Here is a 23,063-nt window from a genome sequence, read left to right as displayed (position 1 = left end):
ATGTCATCAAGGTTCATAGCAATTTAATTCAAGGAAAAAGTGGGCTTAGAATAGATTAGTGAACTGCCTGAGCTATATTACGAAACTAGCACTACGCGTTATTACTATGACCAGTATTCGTCGTTCCCACATTGCTACTGTTCTCCTGATCAGTTCCAGAATTGTAACCAGAACTCTGCAGGTTTGTATCAAGAGTTGACTGCACAGGATCGGCTGCAGCCGCCTGAGCGTGAACAAGCGGTGCCGACCACATAATCCCCGTCATCAGTACGATACAGGCAAATGCCCAGGTACCGCCACTTTTATACATTTTGTAATGCTCTTTACGGTCTGTTGCTGCTTTGTTTAGCAACATCCTTTGTCGTTTAGTCATACATACCTCCGTTTATTGACTTAATCAAAGCCATCGTTTACACATTTATTCAAATAATTTGTCGAAGTTTGTAAAAATAACGTTTCCTTGTTTATTAAACTATCTCATCGTAGTCCAAAGGCCTCTTACACCTGTCGAAAATAACCCATGGCCACTTTGTTTCTTAATGGTCATGAGTTAATTCTGACAGCTAAGGCTGACTATATGTATTTAATTGTTAATACAACTTTATTTCTAATTAAGCATAGCACTAATAATTTATTTTAAAACCTAGTTTACCCCCTAAAAGTAATTAGTTTATCTAAAATAGTTAATACCTATAAGTATTTCAGCAATAATGGTATCAAAAAAGCACATCTACCATGATATGGCAGATGTGCTTTTTGAGTTATTTACGCTTTATGTTGATGTTTTTTTACAGTTAAACGCGTCTTTTGCTTATGGTGTTTCTGGGTCGTCTTCTTAGTTGTTTTCTTAGCCGATTTTTTAGCCGTTTCCTTAGTTACTTTCTTGGCTGTTTTCTTTGACGGACCGTTTAATTTAGCTTGATTAATAAAGCCAAAGTTCATAATCGTGTGTAGCATTTGCGAAGTGAGAACGCGAACGTGCTGACTCAAATAGACGATTGCTGCGATTGGCGTCAACTTCACCTGAGCAGTCAACTGCGGCTTAACCGGATTCGTTGTCACTGTTTGAACAGCTGGTCGGGCCACAATAGTGTAGCTGCCCGGTACCGTGGTGATTGTGTAGTTGTGATTCAGCGCTGCATCAAATGCTACTAACACTGGATGAACGCCCACGTTACCGTTTGTGCCGTAGTTCAGTTGATAATTAACTGGGGTCCCCTTTGCTGGCACGCCGGTCAATGTTGCTTTGGCGTTACCAGTGTATGGCTGACCGTCAGCAGTCTTTGAGATGCCGCTTGGGGCGGTGATCGTTACGGCTGCTGGGGTGATCGTTAAATGCCCAGCAGTGATACCAGCTGACGTGATCGTAAAGTTAGGGTTTGACTGTTGCAATTTATCAAGCCCAGCTTGACTCAGTGAGACAGCGTATGAGCCAGCATCTTCATTAGTATCCTGTCGGGTAAAATCAGTACCAGTCCAGCTTGGAGTCGTTAATCCAGCTGACAAGTCAACCGCGTAACCCTTTGGATCAGTGGTGGCATCACCGTCATAGACCTTAGTTTGATCACTAACAGTGATACTACCTAAATCAGCCTGCTTTAGCGTTGCTGGCTGAATGACCAAGTTACCTGGTACCACGTTATCGGCACTAGGCGTTACCACAAAGTTCGGGTTAGCAGCTTGTAATTTCTGCCAGCCAGCATCACTTAACGTCACTTCATACGAACCAACGTTGTTAGAGGTGCCCGTTCTGACAAAATCACTTGCTGTCCATTGTGGCTGCGTCAGCTCGCCACCTTCTACTCTAACCGGATAAACCGTTGAGTTGTCGGTAGCATTGCCATTATACGTCTGGTAAACCGCATCGACGAAGAATCTAAACTGCGGTTTCATTGGATTGATCGTCAGACTACCAGCCGTTGTCGTCACATCGTAGTTTGGATTATCACCAAGCACTACAGCAACCGTATAACCGCCATCTTTTACGTTAACAGCCTGACTGAGATCAGTTAGCGAGTAGTTCAATGCAGTGCCATCAGTTGGGAAACCGGCAACTGTTGCTACATCATCATTACCTGAATAAGCCTTGCCGTCATAAGTCTTGGTCAAACTTGGTGCCGTAATAGTAATCGGTGCTTTGTTAATGACTTGGAAACCACCAGTAACATCGGTAGCGGATACCTTGTAATTAGCATTAGCCGCTTGTAAGTCAGCAATTCCCTTAGCACTCAACGTCACTGCATAACTGCCAGCGTTTTGACTGGAAATACCACTCAGATCAAAGTCATCAGCCGTCCATTTTGGCATCGTTAATTGGTTACTCAGAGTAACTGCATACTGCGTTGGATCCGTAGTAGCTGTCCCATCGTAAGTCTTCGCTTGATCTTGAACCGCAATGCTGCCGGCTTCAAGCGGTGCTTGGGTAATCGTTAATGACCCAGCTTTGGTCGTAACCTCGTAGTTCGGGTTATCGTCAGCACCAATTACGTTTAACGCATAAGAACCTGCGTTAGCGACATCAGCCAGTGATGATAAATGATACTGCACGTCAGCGCCATTGGCTGGTTTACCGATAACGGTGGCTGCACTATCTGAAACCGTATAGCCGCTGCCATCGTAAGTTTTGGTCAACGTTGGCGCCGTAATGGTAATCGGTGCTTGGCTAATAACTTGGTGGCCACCAGTAACATCGGTAGCGGATACCTTGTAGTTAGTATTAGCCGCTTGTAAGTCAGCAATTCCCTTAGCACTCAACGTCACTGCATAACTGCCAACGTTTTGACTGTTAATACCACTCAAATCAAAATCATCAGCCGTCCATTTTGGTGCCGTTAATTGATTACTCAAGGTCACTGCATACTGCGTTGAATCCGTAGCTGCTGTCCCATCGTAAATCTTCGCCTGATCTTGAACCGCAATGCTGCCGGCTTCAAGCGATGCTGGGGTAATGCTGAAGCTCCCAGCCTTAGCGTTAGCTGCTGTAAAGCTGTAATTCTTGTTAGCCGTATTCAGGTCTTGAATCCCTTGAGCGCTCAACTGAACATCATATGAGCCAACGTTTTGGCTGGCTGATGATAATTCAAAATCATCAGCTGTCCATTTTGGTGCGACAACTCCTGCTGGCAACGTCACAGTGTATAGCTTAGGCGTAGTTGTAGCATTACCATCGTACACTTTAGTAGCTGTTCCAAGGGTCACGGTTACTTGGGTATTCTTAGTGACCGTGAAAGTACTTGGCACAACGCTCACCGTGTAGTTCGGGTTATCATCAGTCCCAATCACGTTTAACGCATAAGGACCTGCGTTAACGGCATCGGCCAGTGATGATAAATGATACTTCACATCAGTACCATTGGCCGGTTTGCCAGTGACGGTGGCTGCACTATCTGAAACTGCATAGCCACTGCCATCATAGGTCTTGGTCAAAGTTGGTGCCGTAATAGTAATTGGTGCTTTGTTAATCGTTAATTTCCCGTTAGAGACACTCGCGTTGTAATTTGGATTCTCGGCTGCGTTGGCTGTGATCATTAAATCATAGGCACCCGCATTTAAATCGTTAGCAACTGAGGTCATGGTATAAACTGGCTCGTCACCTGCAACTGCATTCGTAATTGTCGGTGTTAAGTCATCGGTATATGCCGTACCGTCGTAGGTCTTAGCCACGTTGACACCACTGATTGTTACATCGCGTTTAGTGATCGTTAACTGACCGGCGTTAGTGTAGGTCACCGTGTAGTTACCCGCATCCGCCGACGTAATTTTTGCCATGATTGGTAGCGTACCAACATTGACCTGCTGACTAATGTCAGATAATTCAAAGGTTGGTTGCGCTACGCCTGCTGGCACCCCATCAACAACGGCTTGATTGTCCTTGCCTGAGTAGGCTTGACCATCGTAAGTCTTCGTCAATGTTGGTAATGTCACCGTCAACGGCGCCTTCGTGATTGCAAATGAACCAGCTTGAACGCTGCTCATATCAAAGATGTAATTACGGTTAGCCTGCTGTAATTTAGCTAAACCGGCTTGGCTCAACTGCACCTGATAGTTGCCCACGTTTTGACTGGTAATGCCGCTGTTATCAAAATCAGCAGCTGTCCAGTCCGTTGGTACCGTGAAGTTATTGTCATCAGCTGGTCCCTGCAGCGTGTACGTTGCCAGATCAGTGGCAGCATTGCCGTTGTAGACCTTACTGCTGTTGCTGAAGGTTACTGCGTTGGCAGTCAGCTGTTCTGGGGTAATCGTTAATTTCCCGTTAGCAGTCGTAATCTCATAATTAGGATTATCAGCCGCATTAGCCGTAACGGTAATTGGTGTCGTTGCAGCATTTACACCAGTTGGCACGTTGACCGTGTAGACCAGTTTGGCACCCGTATCAACTGTATTCGTTGGCGTTACGCCCACTGGGTCACTGTACTGTTTGCCATCGAAAGTCTTCTCAGCATCCTTGGCTGTAATGGTCACTGCCCGCTTGTTAATGGTCAATTGACCGCCAGTAATGCTGTTGGTATCGAGGACATAGTTGACATTAGCAGCGTTGATTTTATCAATTCCGGATTGTTTCAATGTTACCGCATAGCTACCAACGTTCTGGCTCGTAACGCCATCGGTATTGAAATCGTCAGCAGTCAGCGTTGCTGGAATGACTAATCCGGCATACTGACTGTTAGCGGTCAATCCATACGTCTGAGGATCAGTGGTTGCATTCCCGTCGTAGGTCTTTTGCGCGTTAGCAACTTGAACCGCACTGGCTGTTGCTGTTTGCGGTGTGATCGTAAAGCTACCATCATTGATAGTAAACGTGTAGTTCGGATTGTCCGTTGGGGTAATCGTCATGTCATACTTGCCAACATTCAGTGCTTGGCTCAGATCATTGACCGCAAACTTCACTGGTGTCCCGTTAGCCGGTACATCGGAAACGGTCACGAGTGCTGTCGGGTTAGTTGAAAATGCTTTGCCATCATAAACCTTCGTCGCATTAGTTGGTGCCGTTAAAGTAACGTTAGCTGGAGTAACGTCTAAACTACCAGCTGTTACATTAGCTGATGCCAGACTGTAGTTAGGCTGTGCTGCTTGAATGGCAGCCAACCCATCAGCGTTTAACGTGACCGCGTAGCTGCCAACGTTTTGCCCGTTAGTTGCCGTTGCGACGTTAAAGTCCGCACTCGGTAATACTAAGTCACCCGTGGTCAAATGCACGGTGTATTCTTTAGGATTCGTTGCGCTGTTGTTATCGTAAACCTTCGTAGCACTCGCCACCGTAGCGGTTGCTGGTGCCTGCGCAATGGTAAAGTTGCCAGCTTGCACGTTGTCACCAGTAAATTGGTAATTACTGTTAACTGCTTGAAGGTCAGCGATACCGGTAGCACTCAACGTAACCGTGTAAGTTCCGGCATTGGTTGGGGCTGTCAAATTAAAGTCCGCTGCCGTCCAGCCTGCAGCTGGGGCCTTCACCCCATCTGGAAGCGTTACTGAATAGTTCGCAGCAGCGCCATCGTAGGTCTTGGAAGCACCCGCAATGTTAACCGCGGCGTCAGTCATTGGCGTAATCGTTAATGTTCCGGCTTTAGTGGTGATTGCGTAGTTCGGGTTGTCGCCCAATGCGATATCGATCCCGTAACCGCCAGCCTTAACATCACTCATTTGACTCAGATCAGTCATTGAATAGTGCAGCGCATCCGCTTTAGCAGCAGTTGGCAGACCAGAAACAGTTGCCACGTTACCGTTGCCCGCATAGCCTTTACCATCGTAAGCCTTGGTCAAGGTTGGTGCCGCAATCGTAATTGGTGCTTGGCTGATCGTTAATTGACCAGGATTATAGGTGATTGTGTAGTTCTTGTTCAGGTTCTTTAAAGTTGCATTTAATTCATAAGTCTTGGCGTTAACAGCCTGACTCAGATCAGTCAGGTCAAATTTTGGTGCAGTCGCGTCAGCTGGTACACCCGTTACTTGAGCCTGATAGTCACCGCTGTAAGCAGTGCCATCGTAGACTTTAGTGAGAGTTGGTGCCGTAACCGTAATGGCAGCTGGAGTAATACTGAAACTGCCAGCGTGCACGTTGGTAGCTTTAAAGCTGTAGTTGCCGTTAGCGTCGTTAAGGTCTTGAAGCCCCTGTGCGCTAAGCTGTACGGCATAGGTGCCAACGTCTTGACTGTTTGATGATAATTCAAAGTCAGCAGCCGTCCATGTTGGTGCGATAACCCCTGCTGGCAGCGTTACACCGTAAACTGCAGGCGTAGTTGTCGCATTGTTATCGTAAACTTTCGTAGCTGTACCAAGTGTTACAGCAGCCTGATCATTCTTAGTCACTGTAAACGTCCCCGGCACAACGGTGACCGCGTAGTTCGGGTTATCATCCGTCCCAATGACGTTTAATGCATATGAACCCGCATTAACCGCATCCGTCAGTGATGATAACTGATATTTCACAGCATCACCATTTGCTGGTTGACCAGTTACCGTGGCCGCATCAGCCACCGCGTAGCCCTTGCCATCGTAGACTTTAGTCAAGCCTTGTGGAGCCGTGATCGTTACTGGTGCCTTGTCGATAGTAAAGGTACCAGTCTGAAGATTATTGTTAGTTAATTGATAGTTTTGGTTAACAGCTTGCAGGTCATGAAGCCCCTGCGCGCTTAATGTCACCGTATAGTTACCGGCGTTCACAGCACTACTAGTCTCTTGAGTACCATTTGCGGTAACCGTAAAGTCCGCCGCGTTCCAGGTCGGTGCAGTCAAGCCATTCGATAAGTTAACTGAATAGCTGGCTGATTGGCCATCATAGGTCTTTTGAGTCCCATTAACGCTGACCTGACTAACCGCATTAGGTGCAATGACGAATAAACCGGTCTGCACGTTAGCTGCTGTGATCTGGTAATTAGCATTGGCTTGTTGCAGTGCTGCTAAACCAGTAGCGGATAATTTAACCGCGTAGTTGCCCACGTTTTGGCCGGTGATACCGGTCATGTCAAAATCATCTGCCGTTAAGGTTGGCACAACAAAATGAGCTGCCTTGCTTGGCGCTAAGACCGTAAACATGGCTGGATCAGTGTTAGTTTGACCGTCGTAAACCTTGGTGTTGCCTTGGATCACGATGAACTGGTCCTGTTGTGGATTGTTAGCTGGGTCGTCTGCGTTAACTGGTGCGTCAGTCGTGTTAGCTGCAGCCGTTGTTAACGTGGCTTTGTTGATCGTTAATTGACCAGCCACCGTGCTGATCACGTAGTTTTGATTAGCAGGTACCGTTTTGTCGGGCGTCACCGTCAAAGCGTAACTGCCAGCGTTGATATCACCATTAATTGAAGTAGTGGTAAATATTGGTTGGTTAGCGTCGGTCAGCTTAACATCAGTTAATCCAGTAACCTGCGTGTCAGCCTGAACATTAGCAGCACCAGCTGTACCATCATAAGTCTTAGTGTAAGTTGGCGCCGTAATCGTAATCGCCCGTGGGTTGATGACAAACAAACCATTTTGCACGTCACTCATATCAAATGAGTAGTTAGTGTTAGCGGCTTGTAATTTGCTTAAACCACTCGCGTTTAAGGTCACTTGATAGCTACCGGCATTTTGTGAAATAGCGGTTGTGTTAAAGTCACTAGCAGTTAAATCAGTCGGTACCGTAAAGTCAGTGTATTGACTTGGTGCTAACACGTTAAAGGTTGGTGTATCCGTTGCGGCGTTGTTGTCGTAAGTCTTGGTGCTGCCTTGAACCACGATTGAAGTTGCCAGCTGCGGGTTTTGGGTAGCATTCGTTGCGTTTGCCGGTACCAGTGCGGTATTCGCTGCTGCAGCAGTCAAAGCCTTAGGTGCAACGACCAGTGAACCGGTCTGCGCATCGTCAAATGAAACCACGTAGTTTTGGGCTAACGCTGCGGTAATCGCCGCCTTACCACTAGCCGTTAACTGGACCTGATACGTGCCGGCATTTTGGACCGATGCTGCACCAGAAGTCAGTTCGACGTCACTAGCGTTCAATGCATAACTGCTGCCATCTGGCAACGTCACACTATACTGTGCTGGTTTAACGTTTTGAGTGCCACCTGAATAGGTCTCAGCGTCACTGCCACTTAATCCCAGAGTAACTTCCTTCAGGTAAGCCATCGTGGTTGAAATGCCAGTATCACTGATTGGCACCGCAATTGTGTTGTGCGCTTTAACTTGGTAGCCAGTCTGCGTCAGTGTTGCTTCATCTAATTGCGTACCGCCAGCTTGGGTAATGGTCCTCGGTGCCAAATTAGCAATCACGTTACCGTTGCCGTCAACTGGGACGACCGTTACGGTAACGTCCTTTGGTACATATTGAATTTGTAGTGGGTTAGCATTTGTCGTTGCCGTTTGTGGTACCGTGTACGTCTTGCTGACCGCGTTGTAACCTTCAATTACGGTTGGGGTGATGGTTGAGCCAACGATGCCTGTAGCGTTGATGATTGGTCGGCTACTGATCGGCTGATCATTAGCATCCACCGCCTGCATTGCGTAAGCCACCTGACGTTGATACAGTACTTTAAAGGTCTGAGTAGCTGTATCGGCAACCGTAACATCTGGCTGCGCAGCCACGTAGCCCAAATTAGTGTAATCAGGTGTGTCAACTGTTGTGCCAGCCTTGGCATGAGCTGTGACTGAAGCGAGTCCTGTTACCCCAGTAATCTGGTTGTTATTAACATCAACTGGCACGATCGTATAAGTCCGCAATGAGTTGTTCAGGACATAGTTGACCGTCACTGGTTGATTGGTTTTTGAATCGTTTGCGTTAGCGGCTGTAAACATGCCGCTAACCTTAGCTTGATCTGGTGTGTAATCGGTCAAACCCTGTGGTGTCAGTGAGTAAGTCCCACCGACCACCCCAGTCAGGGTCATTGATTGCGGTGTCTGTGAATCGGCACCCTTAAAGTTGACCGTCACTGTCGCTGGTTTACCAGTGTACTTGATAGCATACATATTAGCCGCGTTATCCGCTGAAAAGGTTCCCGTAATCGTCTTTTGATCTGGTGTGTAACCAGCAATATCAGCTGCATTTACGCTAAAAGTAGTTCCGTATTTGCCAGTCACCGTTTGCGGTGTGTCAGTCCCAGCTGTAGTTGAATCCAAGCCGGTATGCTGAACTGTAACCGTCACGTTGATTGGCGCGTAGTTGACCGTAAAATTAATCTGGCCCTTGTTCTGATAAGTTCCGGTAATGATCGCTTGATCAGGGGTATAACCCGTGATGGTCGGTGATACCAGACTGTAATCATTGCCGATTTTAACGATCTGCGTCTGTGCTGCTGGCGCCGTTGACAGACCCGTATAGTTCACCGTGATAGTTTGAGCGTTAGTCGTGTAGTGCACTTGGTAGTTCGTTACGCCGGCTTTGGTAATCAGTTGAGACTGGCTAGGATCTTGTAAATAGCCATCCGCACTGTAGTCTGGTGCAGTAATCGCGGCATCGGTCTTCGTGGTACCACTAGTCAGACTCAAACCAGCAATGACCTTGCCGTTCTCGTCAACTGGCGTAATCGTGTAACTGTTGTCGTTAGCCGTATAGGTAATGGTTTTAGTCAAATTACCGGTGTTGCTGTAAGTCCCAGTTAAAACGGTGCTATCTGGGGTGTAGCCAGCAATAGTCGGTGCCGTTACTTGATAGGCACCATCCGTCACACCACTCTGCGTTTGCGTAGCTGGTGTGATACCGGTTGGTAAACCGGCATATTGGACCGTTAACCGTGACGCATTTGGTACGTATTTAACGTTGATCGTTGGTTTTGGGTGGGCTTCAGCTGGCACGGTTTCGTCATTCTTTGAAACGGTGTAACCAGCGTAAGTTGGATAATCGATGGTATCGCCCGTTTTGCCATCATATTGCTGTGATGCCAAAGTTGCGATCGGGTTGCCGTTGCCATCCACTGCCTGAACCTTGTAGACCTTGGTATCAGCGGTGTAGTGAACCGTGAAAGTGCCGTCCGCTGCAGTTACTGGGCCATAAGTCCCCATTACTGAAGCTTGATCAGGCGTGTAACCAGCGATGACTGGTGAACTGACCTGATAGACCTGCCCCGTAGTCCCCGTTGACGTCGCTTGAGTCTGCGTCAAATTAGCTGGTAGACCAGTATAGTTTACACTGACCTGATATGAGTTAGCCGTGTAATGCAACTGGTAGCTATTAACACCGGCTTGCGTCGTTGGCATGGTCTTATCCGCCAGCGTGTAACCAGCGTAAGTTGGTGCAGCGATGTTGGTATCCGTTTTACTAGTTTCAGTCGTCGTAGGCAACGTAGCAATCGCCTTACCAGTACCATCAACTGGGATGACTTGGTAACTGTTGTTGCTGGCTGTGTAATGAACCGTTAATGGCGTTGCGCCTTGAACGTAAGTCCCTTCAACGGCAGCTAGATCCGCGGTGTAACCCGCGATCACGGGTGTTGACACCTGATAAGTGCCGCCAACGGTACCATTTGCAGTAACTGCAGTTGGTGTGATATTAGCTGGTAACCCCGCATAGCTCACTTGTACACTGCCTTTATTAGCCGTGTAAACGGCCTTCACAATTGTGCCGTCAGTGGTCGGTGCCGTAATGGTAGCAGCGAGATAACCGTCTTGAGCTGGTGCCGCAACTTGTGAGCCAATCTGTGACTTAACCTGTTGCGGTGCCAGACCGACGATAGCGTTCCCCTGAGCGTCCACTGGCTGAATTGTGTAGTTCACTTGATTCGTATAATAAATGTTGATCGTGTTTGCTTGATCATTTTGCGTTAGTGCATTTAACACACTGTTGTTCACTGATAATGAGTTCCCGCCTTGGCTGGTCACGGCTTTAACGAATTGATAACCGTCGATCACCCGTGGTGCAAAAGTGTTGGTCGTTAAATCAGTAGTTTTACCGATATTAATGGTATCCCCAACGTTGACATTAGTGACATCTTGACTGTGAATGGCCGTTTGTTTGCCATCATCATTTTCAATGTAAGCAAACTTAACTGGCATGGTGTTCACTTTAGCAGAGAACCCACCACTATTAGTATTACCCTTGCCACTTGGATCGATGATTGAAACTGAACGCTGATCGCTGTCGTTCTTATTAGCGACATCAAGTTGTCCAACCGCGGCAAACGCTGCAATTGAAACGGACTTGTTCAATGTTACAGCTGGCAGACCGCTAGCTTTAGTGGCCGTGTTGGCAGTAGTCGCAACCGATTGAAATTTCATTGTCCGAGCAGCATCGCTATAGGTCGTATAGGTCAGCGTCCCTGTTACGGTATTATCACTATTGGTCGTTGTTGGTTGCCAAGCTAAAGTAACGTATTCTGTCAGTGGAACGTTTGACTTTTGAGCTGAAGCCCAGGTCGGCGAAGTCGTGGTTAAATGACCGGCCGCATCCGTTTGACGAACGGTTAATTGATTCCATTGAGTATCGGCTCTGTCAGGTGTACTTGTTGTATCAGGATACCCATCTCGGCCAATAAAGGTCGTATTAGGTTGACCATAAATACCAATATCAGCGGATGGATCACTCCCATCGCCAATACCGGCTTTTTGCGGATCAACGGGTTGTAAAATGAACCCGATACCGCCACCATGACTTGCAGCTTGAGAGGTCAAAGTAGCATTAAAAGTGAATGCTTGTGTGGTGTCAATCTGGTTTTTATAAACTAAAGTCCCTGCTACAGTAGAGGTCTTAGCTGGCGTTAAGGTAACCCCACCATTATTAATGGAAGAAGTCACGTCTTTCGGTGTCGTTGAACCATCCGCGTTTTTAACGATCTGCATCGCCTTAAAGTTCGCATCGACCCCATCAACCGTGTTGACTTGCGTATTCGTCTTATCGTCTTTGGAAATAGTCCCATCAGCCTGCATATTAGCAGGGTTGGACCCATTTAAATTAGCCGTGGTGATCTGGTTATTAGTGGGAGTTGCTGCAGTGTTAGCCACTGGTACCTGCGCACTAGGGGTTACAGCAGTATTGCTGTTAGCAGTAACCGCGTGAGTAGTTGCAGCGTTTGCTACATTGTTAGTAGCAGCTGCAGTGGTATTTTTGGTTACATTATTAGTGTTGACGTTAGTACTGTTTGCTACATTATTAGTAGAACTAGCAGGTGTTGCAGTCTTAACAGCTACATCCGTTGCTGGCTTAGCTTGAGATGTCGTGCTGGGAGATGCTGCATTTTGAGTTGTAGCACTCTGACTGGCTGTATTCTGTGTGGCTGCTGATGTTGCAGCATTGCTGGTTGCTGTCGTAGTTGCGCTACTTTGCGCAGCACTATTAGTAGTAGCAGTCTGAGTGCCACTATTGACGCCAGCTGATCCTATAACTTTATTTGTTGGTGTTGTCGTTGTGTCGGCTTTTGCCGAGACAGTTGGCGCAGCCCAGATAATTCCTGACAGTAAAGTAATGCAAGTAAATGCCCAGGCAGCGCCACTCTTATACATCTTATAATGTTCTTTGTGTTGCGTTTCTGCTTGATTTAACAACATTTTTTGTCGTTTTGTCATATCTCGTGCCTCCGTTCGCTGACCCAATAAAAGTTGGCAATCACAATTCCTAGCTGCGATGAATTTCATCACACATCGAACCTGTAATAACAACGTTTATCTGTTCTTTTACGTCATGATACTAAGTTAAATAAACCGTTAGATAAAAAAGTCAAAAAAACATAACTCACGGCCGATTGATTGATTTAACGGTCATGGGTTATTTTTTAACTAACGCTGACAATTACTTTCAATTAATAAGTAATACTTATTGTTGAATCATCATAACACTTATATTTAGAATTGCACGTCCAGTTTTGTACAAAACGGCAACTGCTGTACTCATCGTATTTAAAGGGTTGGTAATGATATCGTTACCATCGCCTGTGGTACAGTCTTTAAAATTTGTTCAAATTATTATATTCTTTTTAAAACTTTTAAAAGAATATTTTTGTAACTATCTGACCTTAATTTTGAATAACTAACCGTCCAATAAAAAATTTCTTGCTACTATTAATATGGTCGTATAGCTCCCCATAAAGAAAGCGTTACCATCAACTTGCTGAACAGCCGTTCACCTTCTTTAACCGGTGCTAGACTTGTCACGCGCTTAGTATTCTCGTAATATTATCTTAGTATCAGGTTTTTATTTACAGCCTTATAAGGGGGGAATCATCATGAAGAAAAACCTCTGGGGAGTCGTGATCGTCGCCATCGCAATTATTGGGGTAATTGCTGGCGGACTGGTGCATTCGCTGAATCCGCCAGCCAAACAGACTGCTCAGTCTAGCACCAAGCGGCAACCGAATAAAAAACCAGTTAAAACAACTAGTCAATCTTCGGCTAAAACCCAGGTCAACCTGCCACCGACACCAAGTCGGGTCGCTTCAAGAGTGCTCTATAGTCCGCAGCTGCACCGTAACTGGCGCTACCGGGTGTATTTACCGCATAACTACCAGCGCCTAAAGGCCCAGGGTACTCATTTTCCAGTGATCTATATGCTTCACGGCTTGTACGGCGACGAAACTAATCTCACCGCGCAGGCCCATTCCAAGACCTACTTAGACCAACTCGTCGCCCAAAAGCACTTACCTGTGGTCGCCATCTTTCCAGACGGTGGCAATTCCTTCTACTTAAATACCACTAAGGAGAAGATGGAAAACGCCATGATCGATGACTTGATCCCGCAAACGACCAAAACCTATCAATTAGCAGGCCAATCTAAACGGGCTATCGGCGGCATCTCCATGGGCGGATACGGCGCCGCGCGGTTAACGTTCCGCCACCCGCACCTCTTTTCGGTGGCTGCGCTGATTTCACCCGCCATTTGGCAACGCGTCCCACCGACCGTGCAGACGAATAACCAGATCGACGCTTTCAAGGTCAACGGTGCCTTTAGCCAGCAGACCTTCGAACAAGCTCAGCCTAGTCGCTACCTCAATAACTATTTGCAGCAGGAAAAAGCGCCGGCTCATTTCTACATCGAAACCACCGCGCTGGATACCACCGTCCCCATTGCCGACGTCAATTTGTTCGTCAAACAATTACAGCAGCACCAGCTCAAGCCAACTTATCAGGTCGACCATTTCGGCAACCATAACTGGCCGTACTGGAACCGAGCGCTGCCCAATGCTTATCGTTACGTCTTCAATCAATTTAAATCTCAGAGGTGAGTCATATGTCAACGTGTCCAAATTGCGGAGCGAAAGTCAGCCCCGACGATGTTTTTTGTCAAAACTGCGGCTATCGACTAAAACCAGCAGCAACGAGTACCAACGAGGCGGCTGCTGATCAGTCCGACTCGCGACCGGAACCTCAACCAGCGAAACCAGAACCAACGCCGACTGAGCCGAAGCCAGCTATGACCGCGCCAGCACCTAAGCGCAACAAACGGCGTAAAAAACGGTCCCATAAAAAGGCCATCTGGATCAGCCTGATCGTAATTGTTATCTTGATCCTCGCTGGAACCTACTTCTATGGTGCTGGCAAGTACAGTAAGTCCAAACAGGTGGATGATATGGTCACCGCCATGCACGACAACGATACAGCTGCCACGGTTAACTACATGACGACCACGGATCCCAACCTGGATATCAACGCCAAGTCCATCAAGCCCTTCATGAGCTACTTAAATTCCGACAAGGGTTATTTGGCAGATATGAAGACCAGCCTAATGGCCAATAATCAAACCAGTGACGGCACATTCAAATTAGTTACTAAGGGTCACCACCTCCTAGTCTTCCCAGACTATAAGCTGGAAGTCGTTGCCATGTACCCGACTGTTCAGACCAACTTGGACCAAGCACCAATCAGCATCAATGGCCTGGATGTCGCTACTGCCAACAATGATCATTATTCCTATAAGGCTGGTCCACTGTTCCCTGGTCGCTATAATTTCAAATCGTTCGTTCCCCAAACGGATGCAACGAGCCGATCAGTTACCAAGAATCTGGTTTCGACCCAGTCGAAGAACATTAAGGTCGATCTCTCTACACCAGACTCGACCGATAGTTCTGGTTCCACTAATCAGGCTGCGGATACCAACGATAATAATGATAATAGCAGTTCAAACGATTCTAATAATTCCGATGACTCAACGCCTAGTGACAGCAACTACGGCCACTTTGAAGAAGAGTATCACGGCGATGAGCAAGCCGGTATCGATGCCATCGCGGATCAATACGGCTTTGATTACGATGACTACACCTACATCGTGAGCTGGCCGCACAAAGACGTGCTGCAGGTGAAAGCCTACAACAAGGATGATCACAGTTATGACAGCACTTACCGTTATGACCAGATCCATGATATTTCCAGTCAGCTGGATGAAAGTTCTGGGAAGTTTAAGGAATAATCTAATTTCAATAATGAATTAATGACCAACAAAAAATAGTTCTGATAGTTAATTGATGCGCTCGGTTACTATCAGAACTATTTTTTGACGATTAATACAATTTTATAAATAATTCGTTATTTATAATTTATCAGTCTCATTAATCCGGCCAACAAACAAGGCACCAGCAGCAAATACCACACCAGCAAGTAAGATCATACCAGGCATTGACTTACCAATCAGTGGGAAGATGGCGAAGCTGGCAACTGAAGCAATGATCTGTGGTAAACAGATACTGCAGTTAAACAGCCCTAAGTAAGCACCTTCATGTTTGCCACCAAGAGCAGTCGTTAACAGTGCAAATGGTACTGAGTTCATCGTGATCCAGCCAATACCGATAAAGCAGAATGAGACGACCAATAATAACTTAACATGAATCAAGAAGACGGAAGCGAAGCCCAGGCCACCAAGGATCAAGCCGAGTCGGTACATCATCTTGCGTTGACTTGGTTTTGTCTTCGATAAGACCATGCCCCAGATAACGGCAGCAATCGCTTGAACAGCCGATAGGACACCGAACCAGTTACCGGCAGCTTGATAGCCGGCAGTGGAAGGATCCGAAACGTGCCAAACATTGGCAGCTACGGCGCCGGTACCGTAAGTCCAGAGGTATTGAAAGGCAAACCAGCAAAACATTTGAACCAGTGAAATTTCCCAAAAGGCTTTTGGTGCTTCTTTTAACAATTGAATGAAGCCAACATTTTCTTCGTTATCTGATTCTTTAACACCGTGGTAACGCGCATAGTCTTTAGGACTGTATTCGTGAACCTTAGCGATGGTGAAGATACTCGTAATGAGTAAAACAGCGGCACCAATGTAGAAAGTCCAGATCACTGAATGTGGCAATGAACCCTTCTTAGCCACGTTTGAAACCCCAACAATTGTCATGATAAATGGTAATAAAGTAGCTAAAATAGCACCCATGTTGGAGAAGATTTGTTGCCATGACCAGGCAAAATCCTTTTGATCTTCGTTGACCATGTCACCGATAATCATCTTGAACGGCTGCATGCAGACGTTAGATGACAGATCCATGAACAACACGGCAATGGCGCCAAACCATAGTGCAGCTAGTGACGCGTAACCGAATCCAAAGGAACCAGCATTAGGTAGTAAAACCAAAACTAATGCTGCAATGGGTGCCCCGAATAACAGGTAAGGCATCCGCCGACCAAACCGGTTCCAGGTCAAATCAGAATACTTCCCCACTAAGGGTTGAACAATCATTCCCATCAGCGGTGGCAAAATGAAGAAGAATCCTAATTTGGTTGGATTGGCACCAATGGTTTGGAAGATCCGCCCCATTTGTGAGCTTTGAAGTGAAAACGCCATGTTGACGCCGAAGAACCCAAACGTCATGGCAAACAGTGTACTAATTGGTAGAGATGGCAGGCCCGACTTTTTAACGGGTTTGGCATCTAGCTTAACCTTGGTATTGTCAATTTGTGCTTCTTTCATCATCATTATCCCCTAAAATTGATAAACTTTTGCTTCATATGGTCGTAATTGAGCAGTTAAATCATCATCATAGTTCGAAATTAATAAGTGCTTTTTGTCAGGTAAGTCATACTTGCGAGTTAGCTGTTTTTCAGTAAAGTTCACGATCACAAACAGCGTTGTGTCGGCGTTCTTTCTAATATAAACGTAAACGTCTTTGTCTTGGTCGTTACCAGGTAACAGTTCGTACTTACCATCCGTGATTACTGGCAGTTCATGGCGTAATTTGATCAGTTTTTGATAGTAGTAAAAGACTGAATCTGGATCAGCCAGTGCCTGCTTCACGTTGATTTCTGAATAATTTTGATTCACTTTTAGCCATGGTTGATGATTACTGAACCCGGCATTTTCGCTGTCATCCCACTGCATCGGTGTTCTGGCATTATCCCGAGAATGGAATTCAATGTACTTCATCATGGTTGCTGAATCAATCAATTTATCATCGGTGACTAACTGCTTATAAATGTTATGGGTTTCTAGATCTTGGTAATCAGCCAACTGCTTAAAGTGCGCGTTGGTCATCCCAATTTCTTCACCTTCGTAAACGTATGGTGTCCCCTGCAAGAAGTGCAATAAGGTTGCCAGCATTTTAGCGGATTTTACCCGGTACTTCGGACCATCGTTACCAAAACGTGACACTGCTCGCGGCTGATCATGGTTATTCCAGTAAAGTGAGTTCCAGGCTTTGCCACCTAAATTAGTCTGCCATTTGCTAAGACTAGTACGGACTTCATTTAACGTGACGTGGCGATCATCCCACTTACCGAAAGCAGCCTTGGGATTACCATCGAGTGACACGTGTTCAAATTGGAAGACCATGTTTAATTCAGTTTCATCAAGGTTAGCGTACTTTTCAGCATCCTTAACTGATGAGCCTGGTGCTTCACCAACCGTGACTAAATCATGTTTAGCCATGACGTTTTGATGCATCTCTTGTAAGAATTCATTTTCCCGGTGACCATTGGCAACGATTGGTTCCACGTCAGCGTACCGCTCGCCATCAGCTAGCTTGCCATCTTTATATTCAGCAGGCTTTGAAATCAGGTTAATGACATCCATCCGAAAGCCATCGATTCCCATGTCTGCCCACCAGTTCATAATATCGTAAACCGAGTGACGTAATTTAGGATTCTCCCAATTCAAATCAGGCTGCTTCGTGGCGAATAGGTGTAAATAATACTGGTCAGAAGTTTCATCAAACTTCCAGGCTGATCCAGAGAAGTAAGAACCCCAGTTAGTTGGTTCGTGACCATCAACTGGATCACGCCAGATATAGTAATCCCGGTATGGGTTCTCCGGTCCTTTGCGGCTTTCTTCAAACCACTTGTTCTCATCTGATGAGTGGTTAACGACTAGATCCATCATGATTTTAAGCCCCAATTTGTGGGCTTGGGCAAGTAGTTCCTTAAAGTCATCCAATGACCCAAAGTCTGGATGAATCGCACGGTAATCGCTGATGTCATACCCATTATCCACATTCGGTGATTTATACATCGGGTTTAACCAAATAATATCTGCGCCTAACTTCTTAATGTAGTCCAATCGGGAAATAATCCCCTTAATATCACCAATACCATCATTATTACTATCCTGAAAGCTACGTGGATAGATCTGATAGACAACGGCATTTTGCCACCAATACTGTTTTGCCTGTGTCATCTGATGTTCCTCCTATGTTATTTTTACTCAAACGTTTGAGTAAAACGCTAAATATTAATCGGTAACCTCAGCTACCGATAATATAGCTCAAACGTTTGAGTTCAGTTCAAAAATAAATAGCAATTGTTTATGCAACCGTTTACATTAACCATTATAGTGACTTTTGTTTTAATGTCAATGTCTGATATAATTTATTTATAATCTAAAACGGAGGCAATCATGGCAACAATCAAAGACATTGCAAAACAAGCTGGCGTGACACCTTCAACGGTATCGCGGGTGTTAAACAACACTGGTGGCTATAACGATAAAACCAAGGCGAAGATTGAGGCGATTGCGAAGTCGCTGCACTATCAAAAAAACGAAGCTGCCTCAAATTTAGTAGCGAAAACATCTAATTTAATCGGTGTGATCATTACTGATTCTAAAACTAGCTTTGCTGCACCAATCATTGATAGCGTGGAAGATACCGCCTATACCAATGGCGTGCGAATTCTACTTGCCCATTGTGGCCTCAATAATCCAAAGCGGTTGCGGTTTTGCCTCGATCTCATGGCTGGTCAAAAAGTCAATGGGATTATTTCAGTGGCCGTTCAGTTTGATGATGATAGCTTAGACTACTTGAACTTCACCAAGCTCCCCCTAATCTCATTAAACGTGACCGTTCCGCACCATACCTCGGTTACGATTGATGATGTACGGGCAGCCTATGATGGCACCAGTTTTCTCATTGACCATGGTTATCAAAAGACTGCACTAGTCGCCGTTGATCGTAATGACCCACAAACGGGGTCTAAACGGATTACCGGTTATCAAAATGCCATACAGGATGCTGGTCTACCACTGGCGTCATCGAATATTGTGGAAGGTGACTTCTCGTTTGAAGCGGGTCTAAAAGCAGCCGAAAAATTACTAACAGGTGATCATCGACCCGATGCTATCTTCGCTGCCAGTGACGATGCAGCAGCCGGTGTGTTGTCTTACGCTTATGAACATAACATTAAGGTTCCTGCCGAACTCGCTGTCCTGGGGTTTGATGATTCCCACGTAGCTAAAATTGTGACACCAGCGCTCACCACCGTCAAACAGCCCTTCTCAGAGATGGGCCGCATGGCAGTGGAGAAAATCATGGCGCATAGTACTACTAAAAACATTATGGTACCTTATCAGATAATGGAACGACAGTCAGTTTAATAGAATGTTATGTGCTTATTAGGCAGTAACACAATGGTTAATAACAGACTTTTCTTTTTTGTCAATATATTCGGAATGTATTTGAAAACACACGAAAGTATGTGCATATGATGCCTGAGGCTATACTTCCTCTAGAAAAACATGCCACATAAATTTTAACTACTTAATTAATAAACTAAACATTTTCAAACTAATAGACCTTACTTCAGCTACTAAATTAGTGGTTAAAGTAAGGCCTAAGTTTATATTAGTTGTTCAAAAACATTACCAAGGCAACATCCCGGCATTCTCCGTAAACGTCGCGGTATCCGTCTGGGGACTGCGACTGGCCATCTTAATGATCTGAGCAGCGCCTTCATCCGCCGTCTGCATCCCAGCCGGCTTAGGGTCGTTGGTATTGCGTCCACCAAAGGCCGTGTCCGAGAATCCAGGGTTAACTGAGTTCACGGCAATACCATCATCTTTGAGCGCCTTGCTGAAGCAGACCGTCTCAAAGTTAACGGCCGCCTTAGAAGCACCGTAACCTACTGAGTAGAAGTTATAAAATGGGAAGCTCGGGTCAGTTGCTAGACCTAACGAGCCCATGTTGGAAGATAGGTTAATGATTTGGGCATTTTCAGCCTGCTTCAACAACGGCACCATGGTCTGGCTCACATCCATTGAACCAAAGAAGTTAACATCAAACTCTTTACGTAAGTCAGCCATCGGCACATCGACTGGTGTATGGCGCCCATCAGTAACGATTCCGGCGTTGTTGATCAAGGTGGTCAAATAACCATACTTGTCTGCAACGTATTTACCAGCTGCCGTAACTTGGTCATGGTTGGTGACATCCAGCTTAACGTAGCTGGCTTCACCACCATCAGCGGTGATCTCGGCAACGGCTTGCTTAGCGGCGTCTTCGTCTAAGGCACCGATCACGATGGCTTGGCCTTTTTTGCTTAAAGCCTTTGCCGTCAGTAAGCCAAGTCCCTTTTCAGCACCAGTAATTAACGTGACAATTTTTTGCGCCATCATAATTACTCCCTTTCGAATTTAGTTCTTCTTGTGAACCGGAATTCCGGCTTTAGCAGCTTCTTCTTCAAAGTATGACCGCAGTGTACGGACCTTGCCATCCAATAACCAGTTGATCTCTTTAGAGTTACCGTCCCAGTCCCAGCGCGTGTTGCTATCGTAAACGTGCCAGAAGGCTTCTTCAGCGTAACTGTCTGAACCTAAGAAGTAATCCGGCCAGTAGTCCTTCAACTTATCCTTAGGAACAAAGACCGGCTTAATCTCTTTACCAGTAACGTCACTCATTAAAGCAGCCACTTGGCGAATCGAGTACTTCTCAGCAGCCAGCGTGAAGACGCCTTTATCGTAACCTTCCGGATCAGCTAATGCTTTCAACGCCACATCGGCTTCATCACGAGCGTCGACCATTGAAATGACCTGATCTAGCGGTGAGTAGCTTGGTAGTTCACCCTTATCATAGAACGGCTTGACGTATAAATTATGGTAGTAACCCCCGGGCTGTAATACTGTCCATAACATGTGACTCTCCCAACCACGGTACATCAAGTAGCGTTCAACCTTGGTCTTCATGCGGTGTTGCAGGTTATTATCCAGACCAGGGAACAGCACGGAAATATCAATGAACTGTTTAACACCGGCTTTAATGGCTGCATCAATGGCCATCTTGCCCATTTTAGCTTCTTGATAAGTAAACAGCGGTGGAATGTAGATCACAGCATCGATGCCGTCCATGGCTTTATCCAGAACTTTTTCATCCGTTCCGTTACCCACAATGGCTTCTTTAGCACCGATCTTTTTGTAATCTTCAACTTTCGGGTTCAGATCCATGACGCGGACATCCTGACCCTTGTCGATCAAGTACGGCACGATACGATGACCCACCTGACCATTGGCACACGTTACTAATAGCATCTCATCAGATCCTTTGTTTTAAGATTAAGCATTTAAAATAAAAAAGCGTTTTAAATTAAATCCATAATAATTCTTTCACAATTGTTTGTCAACACTACGTCAACGAACCGGAAAAATCACCCTAAACGTGCTATAGTTAATAGCAATAACTCAATACGAAAGGACGCTGAATACTCATGGCTAGTAAACGGCAAGCCTATTATGACGCCACCAAGGAAGCACTGATCAACAGTGCCCGCACCCTGTTTAAGACTAAGGGCTACGCGGCCACCACTGTCAACGACATTACTAAAAACGCCAATAAGACTCGAACGACCTTCTACCACTATTTTCCAGACGGTAAGGTCAACCTGATTCAGACATTGATGAAACTGGACGTTACCCCAGAATTCAAAGCACTGGGTGACAAATTCGACACGCTGAAACAAGTCCCCATCGTCGAAGCCCTGCAGACGATCAATCAGGCCTTTGTGGAGATGTTCGTACCCAACCTCTACCTCTGGCAAGCTGACATTTATTTTCAAGATGAACTCTACCCGGCGCTAAAGGACATCACCAACGATGAATATAGCGGCATGACCGCCAAACTAGCGGAATTCTTCGCCTACCGCCAGCAGCAGCACGACTTAATCGACTTCGACCCGGAAACCGGTGCTAAATTATTTCTGGCCCCCGCACTGCAAAGTATCGTCCTAACCTTTAGCGGTGCTGATTCCGATATCAACGATACCAAACAGGTGGATCTATTGATCGATCAATGGGTCATTCAACATTAATCTCTCCAAAAAGGAACGTATTATTGAAATACTATCAGTCTTTTGATACACTAGTGGTCGGCAACATAAATAACGGAGGAAAGTAGAAAATGCTTATATTTAATGACTATCCAGTTGGTGCAGCAGCCTTACGCGTCGTGTCGGCCCATGAAACGCTGATTGCTAAGGATATCCGCGCACTGGGCCTGTACCCTGGTCAAGACACGATCCTGATCGTCCTAGCGCACAATGGCCAGCAGGCGCAGAATGCCTTGGCGGAGACCATGCAGGTGGATCATTCCACGGTGGCCAAATCGGTCCGGCGGCTGGTCAATGCCGGGTTGGCCGAGACTACTAAATCACAGCAGGACAAACGGATGACGCTGGTTCAGCTCACACCAGCCGGCTTGACCCTAGCGAAGAAGGTCGAACACATTTGCGATACCGCGGAAGAACGTTCCATTAAGGGCCTGACGGATGAGGAACAAGCGGCTTTCGTCAAGATTGCGGATAAGATCTGTAATAGCCTGACCGGAAAATAACTACTTGAAACACAAAAAAATCATTCCTCAGTTGGAATGATTTTTTTGAGCAGATTTTTTCGGGTCTAAGCTTTTTAGTGTTGATTAAGTTCAACACTGAGAAACTTAGGCCTGTTTTTTTGCAAAAAAAGGACACCTAGTCTCCCAGGCGTTATACTT

11 protein-coding genes are annotated in these 23,063 nt (G+C 46.0%); 5 read left to right on the top strand and 6 right to left on the bottom strand.

Annotated features, from left to right (window positions below; all coding sequences use genetic code 11):
• Positions 1 to 91: 91 nt before the first annotated feature.
• On the bottom strand, positions 92 to 373 hold the full coding sequence (locus FFM73_RS09650) for a KxYKxGKxW signal peptide domain-containing protein (protein ID WP_137631547.1): 282 nt from the start codon (positions 371 to 373) through the stop codon (positions 92 to 94).
• A 392-nt stretch (positions 374 to 765) separates the two neighbouring features.
• A complete protein-coding gene (locus FFM73_RS09645; protein ID WP_171001269.1) occupies positions 766 to 12,459 on the bottom strand; it encodes an MBG domain-containing protein in 11,694 nt (3,897 codons plus the stop codon).
• Positions 12,460 to 13,115: 656 nt separating this feature from the next.
• Between FFM73_RS09645 and FFM73_RS09640 the strand changes: the two genes are divergently transcribed.
• Both FFM73_RS09640 and FFM73_RS09635 read left to right on the top strand, forming a co-directional pair.
• Entirely contained in the window at positions 13,116 to 14,111 is a 996-nt protein-coding gene (locus FFM73_RS09640) for an alpha/beta hydrolase (protein WP_137631545.1), read from the top strand.
• A gap of 5 nt (positions 14,112 to 14,116) precedes the next feature.
• Positions 14,117 to 15,292 carry a TcaA second domain-containing protein gene (locus FFM73_RS09635; protein WP_137631544.1) on the top strand — a complete coding sequence of 392 codons (1,176 nt, stop codon included), beginning with the start codon at positions 14,117 to 14,119 and terminating at the stop codon, positions 15,290 to 15,292.
• Positions 15,293 to 15,412: 120 nt separating this feature from the next.
• On the opposite strand, the gene FFM73_RS09630 is transcribed toward FFM73_RS09635, so the two are convergent.
• Together FFM73_RS09630 and FFM73_RS09625 are read right to left on the bottom strand one after the other, a co-directional pair.
• Entirely contained in the window at positions 15,413 to 16,789 is a 1,377-nt protein-coding gene (locus tag FFM73_RS09630; RefSeq protein WP_137631543.1) for an SLC45 family MFS transporter, read from the bottom strand.
• Positions 16,790 to 16,801: 12 nt separating this feature from the next.
• Positions 16,802 to 18,487, bottom strand: a complete 1,686-nt coding sequence (locus FFM73_RS09625; RefSeq protein ID WP_137631542.1) for an alpha-glucosidase — start codon at positions 18,485 to 18,487, stop codon at positions 16,802 to 16,804.
• A gap of 219 nt (positions 18,488 to 18,706) precedes the next feature.
• On the opposite strand from FFM73_RS09625, the gene FFM73_RS09620 reads away from it, so the two are divergent.
• Positions 18,707 to 19,681 (top strand): LacI family DNA-binding transcriptional regulator, encoded by a 975-nt coding sequence (locus FFM73_RS09620; RefSeq protein ID WP_137631541.1) that lies wholly within the window; start codon positions 18,707 to 18,709, stop codon positions 19,679 to 19,681.
• Positions 19,682 to 19,945: 264 nt separating this feature from the next.
• Here FFM73_RS09620 and FFM73_RS09615 read toward each other — a convergent pair whose 3' ends face one another.
• Both FFM73_RS09615 and FFM73_RS09610 read right to left on the bottom strand, forming a co-directional pair.
• Positions 19,946 to 20,698, bottom strand: coding sequence for an SDR family NAD(P)-dependent oxidoreductase (locus FFM73_RS09615; RefSeq protein WP_137631540.1), 753 nt, complete (start codon positions 20,696 to 20,698; stop codon positions 19,946 to 19,948).
• A gap of 18 nt (positions 20,699 to 20,716) precedes the next feature.
• A complete protein-coding gene (locus FFM73_RS09610) occupies positions 20,717 to 21,607 on the bottom strand; it encodes an SDR family oxidoreductase (protein ID WP_137631539.1) in 891 nt (296 codons plus the stop codon).
• A 176-nt stretch (positions 21,608 to 21,783) separates the two neighbouring features.
• Here FFM73_RS09610 and FFM73_RS09605 point away from each other — a divergent pair, with 176 nt between their 5' ends.
• Positions 21,784 to 22,383: a TetR/AcrR family transcriptional regulator gene (locus FFM73_RS09605; protein ID WP_137631538.1), complete on the top strand. Its 600-nt coding sequence runs from the start codon at positions 21,784 to 21,786 to the stop codon at positions 22,381 to 22,383.
• A gap of 89 nt (positions 22,384 to 22,472) precedes the next feature.
• The gene (locus FFM73_RS09600; protein WP_137631537.1) at positions 22,473 to 22,904 is read left to right on the top strand and encodes a MarR family winged helix-turn-helix transcriptional regulator; all 432 of its coding nucleotides are present in this window, start codon (positions 22,473 to 22,475) and stop codon (positions 22,902 to 22,904) included.
• Positions 22,905 to 23,063 lie beyond the last annotated feature (159 nt).

The sequence above is a fragment of the Secundilactobacillus hailunensis genome, assembly GCF_005405185.1.
Classification (GTDB): Bacteria; Bacillota; Bacilli; order Lactobacillales; family Lactobacillaceae; genus Secundilactobacillus; species Secundilactobacillus hailunensis.
The sequence above is the reverse complement of the archived record's forward strand: the minus strand, read 5'-3'. Positions and strand labels throughout refer to the sequence as shown.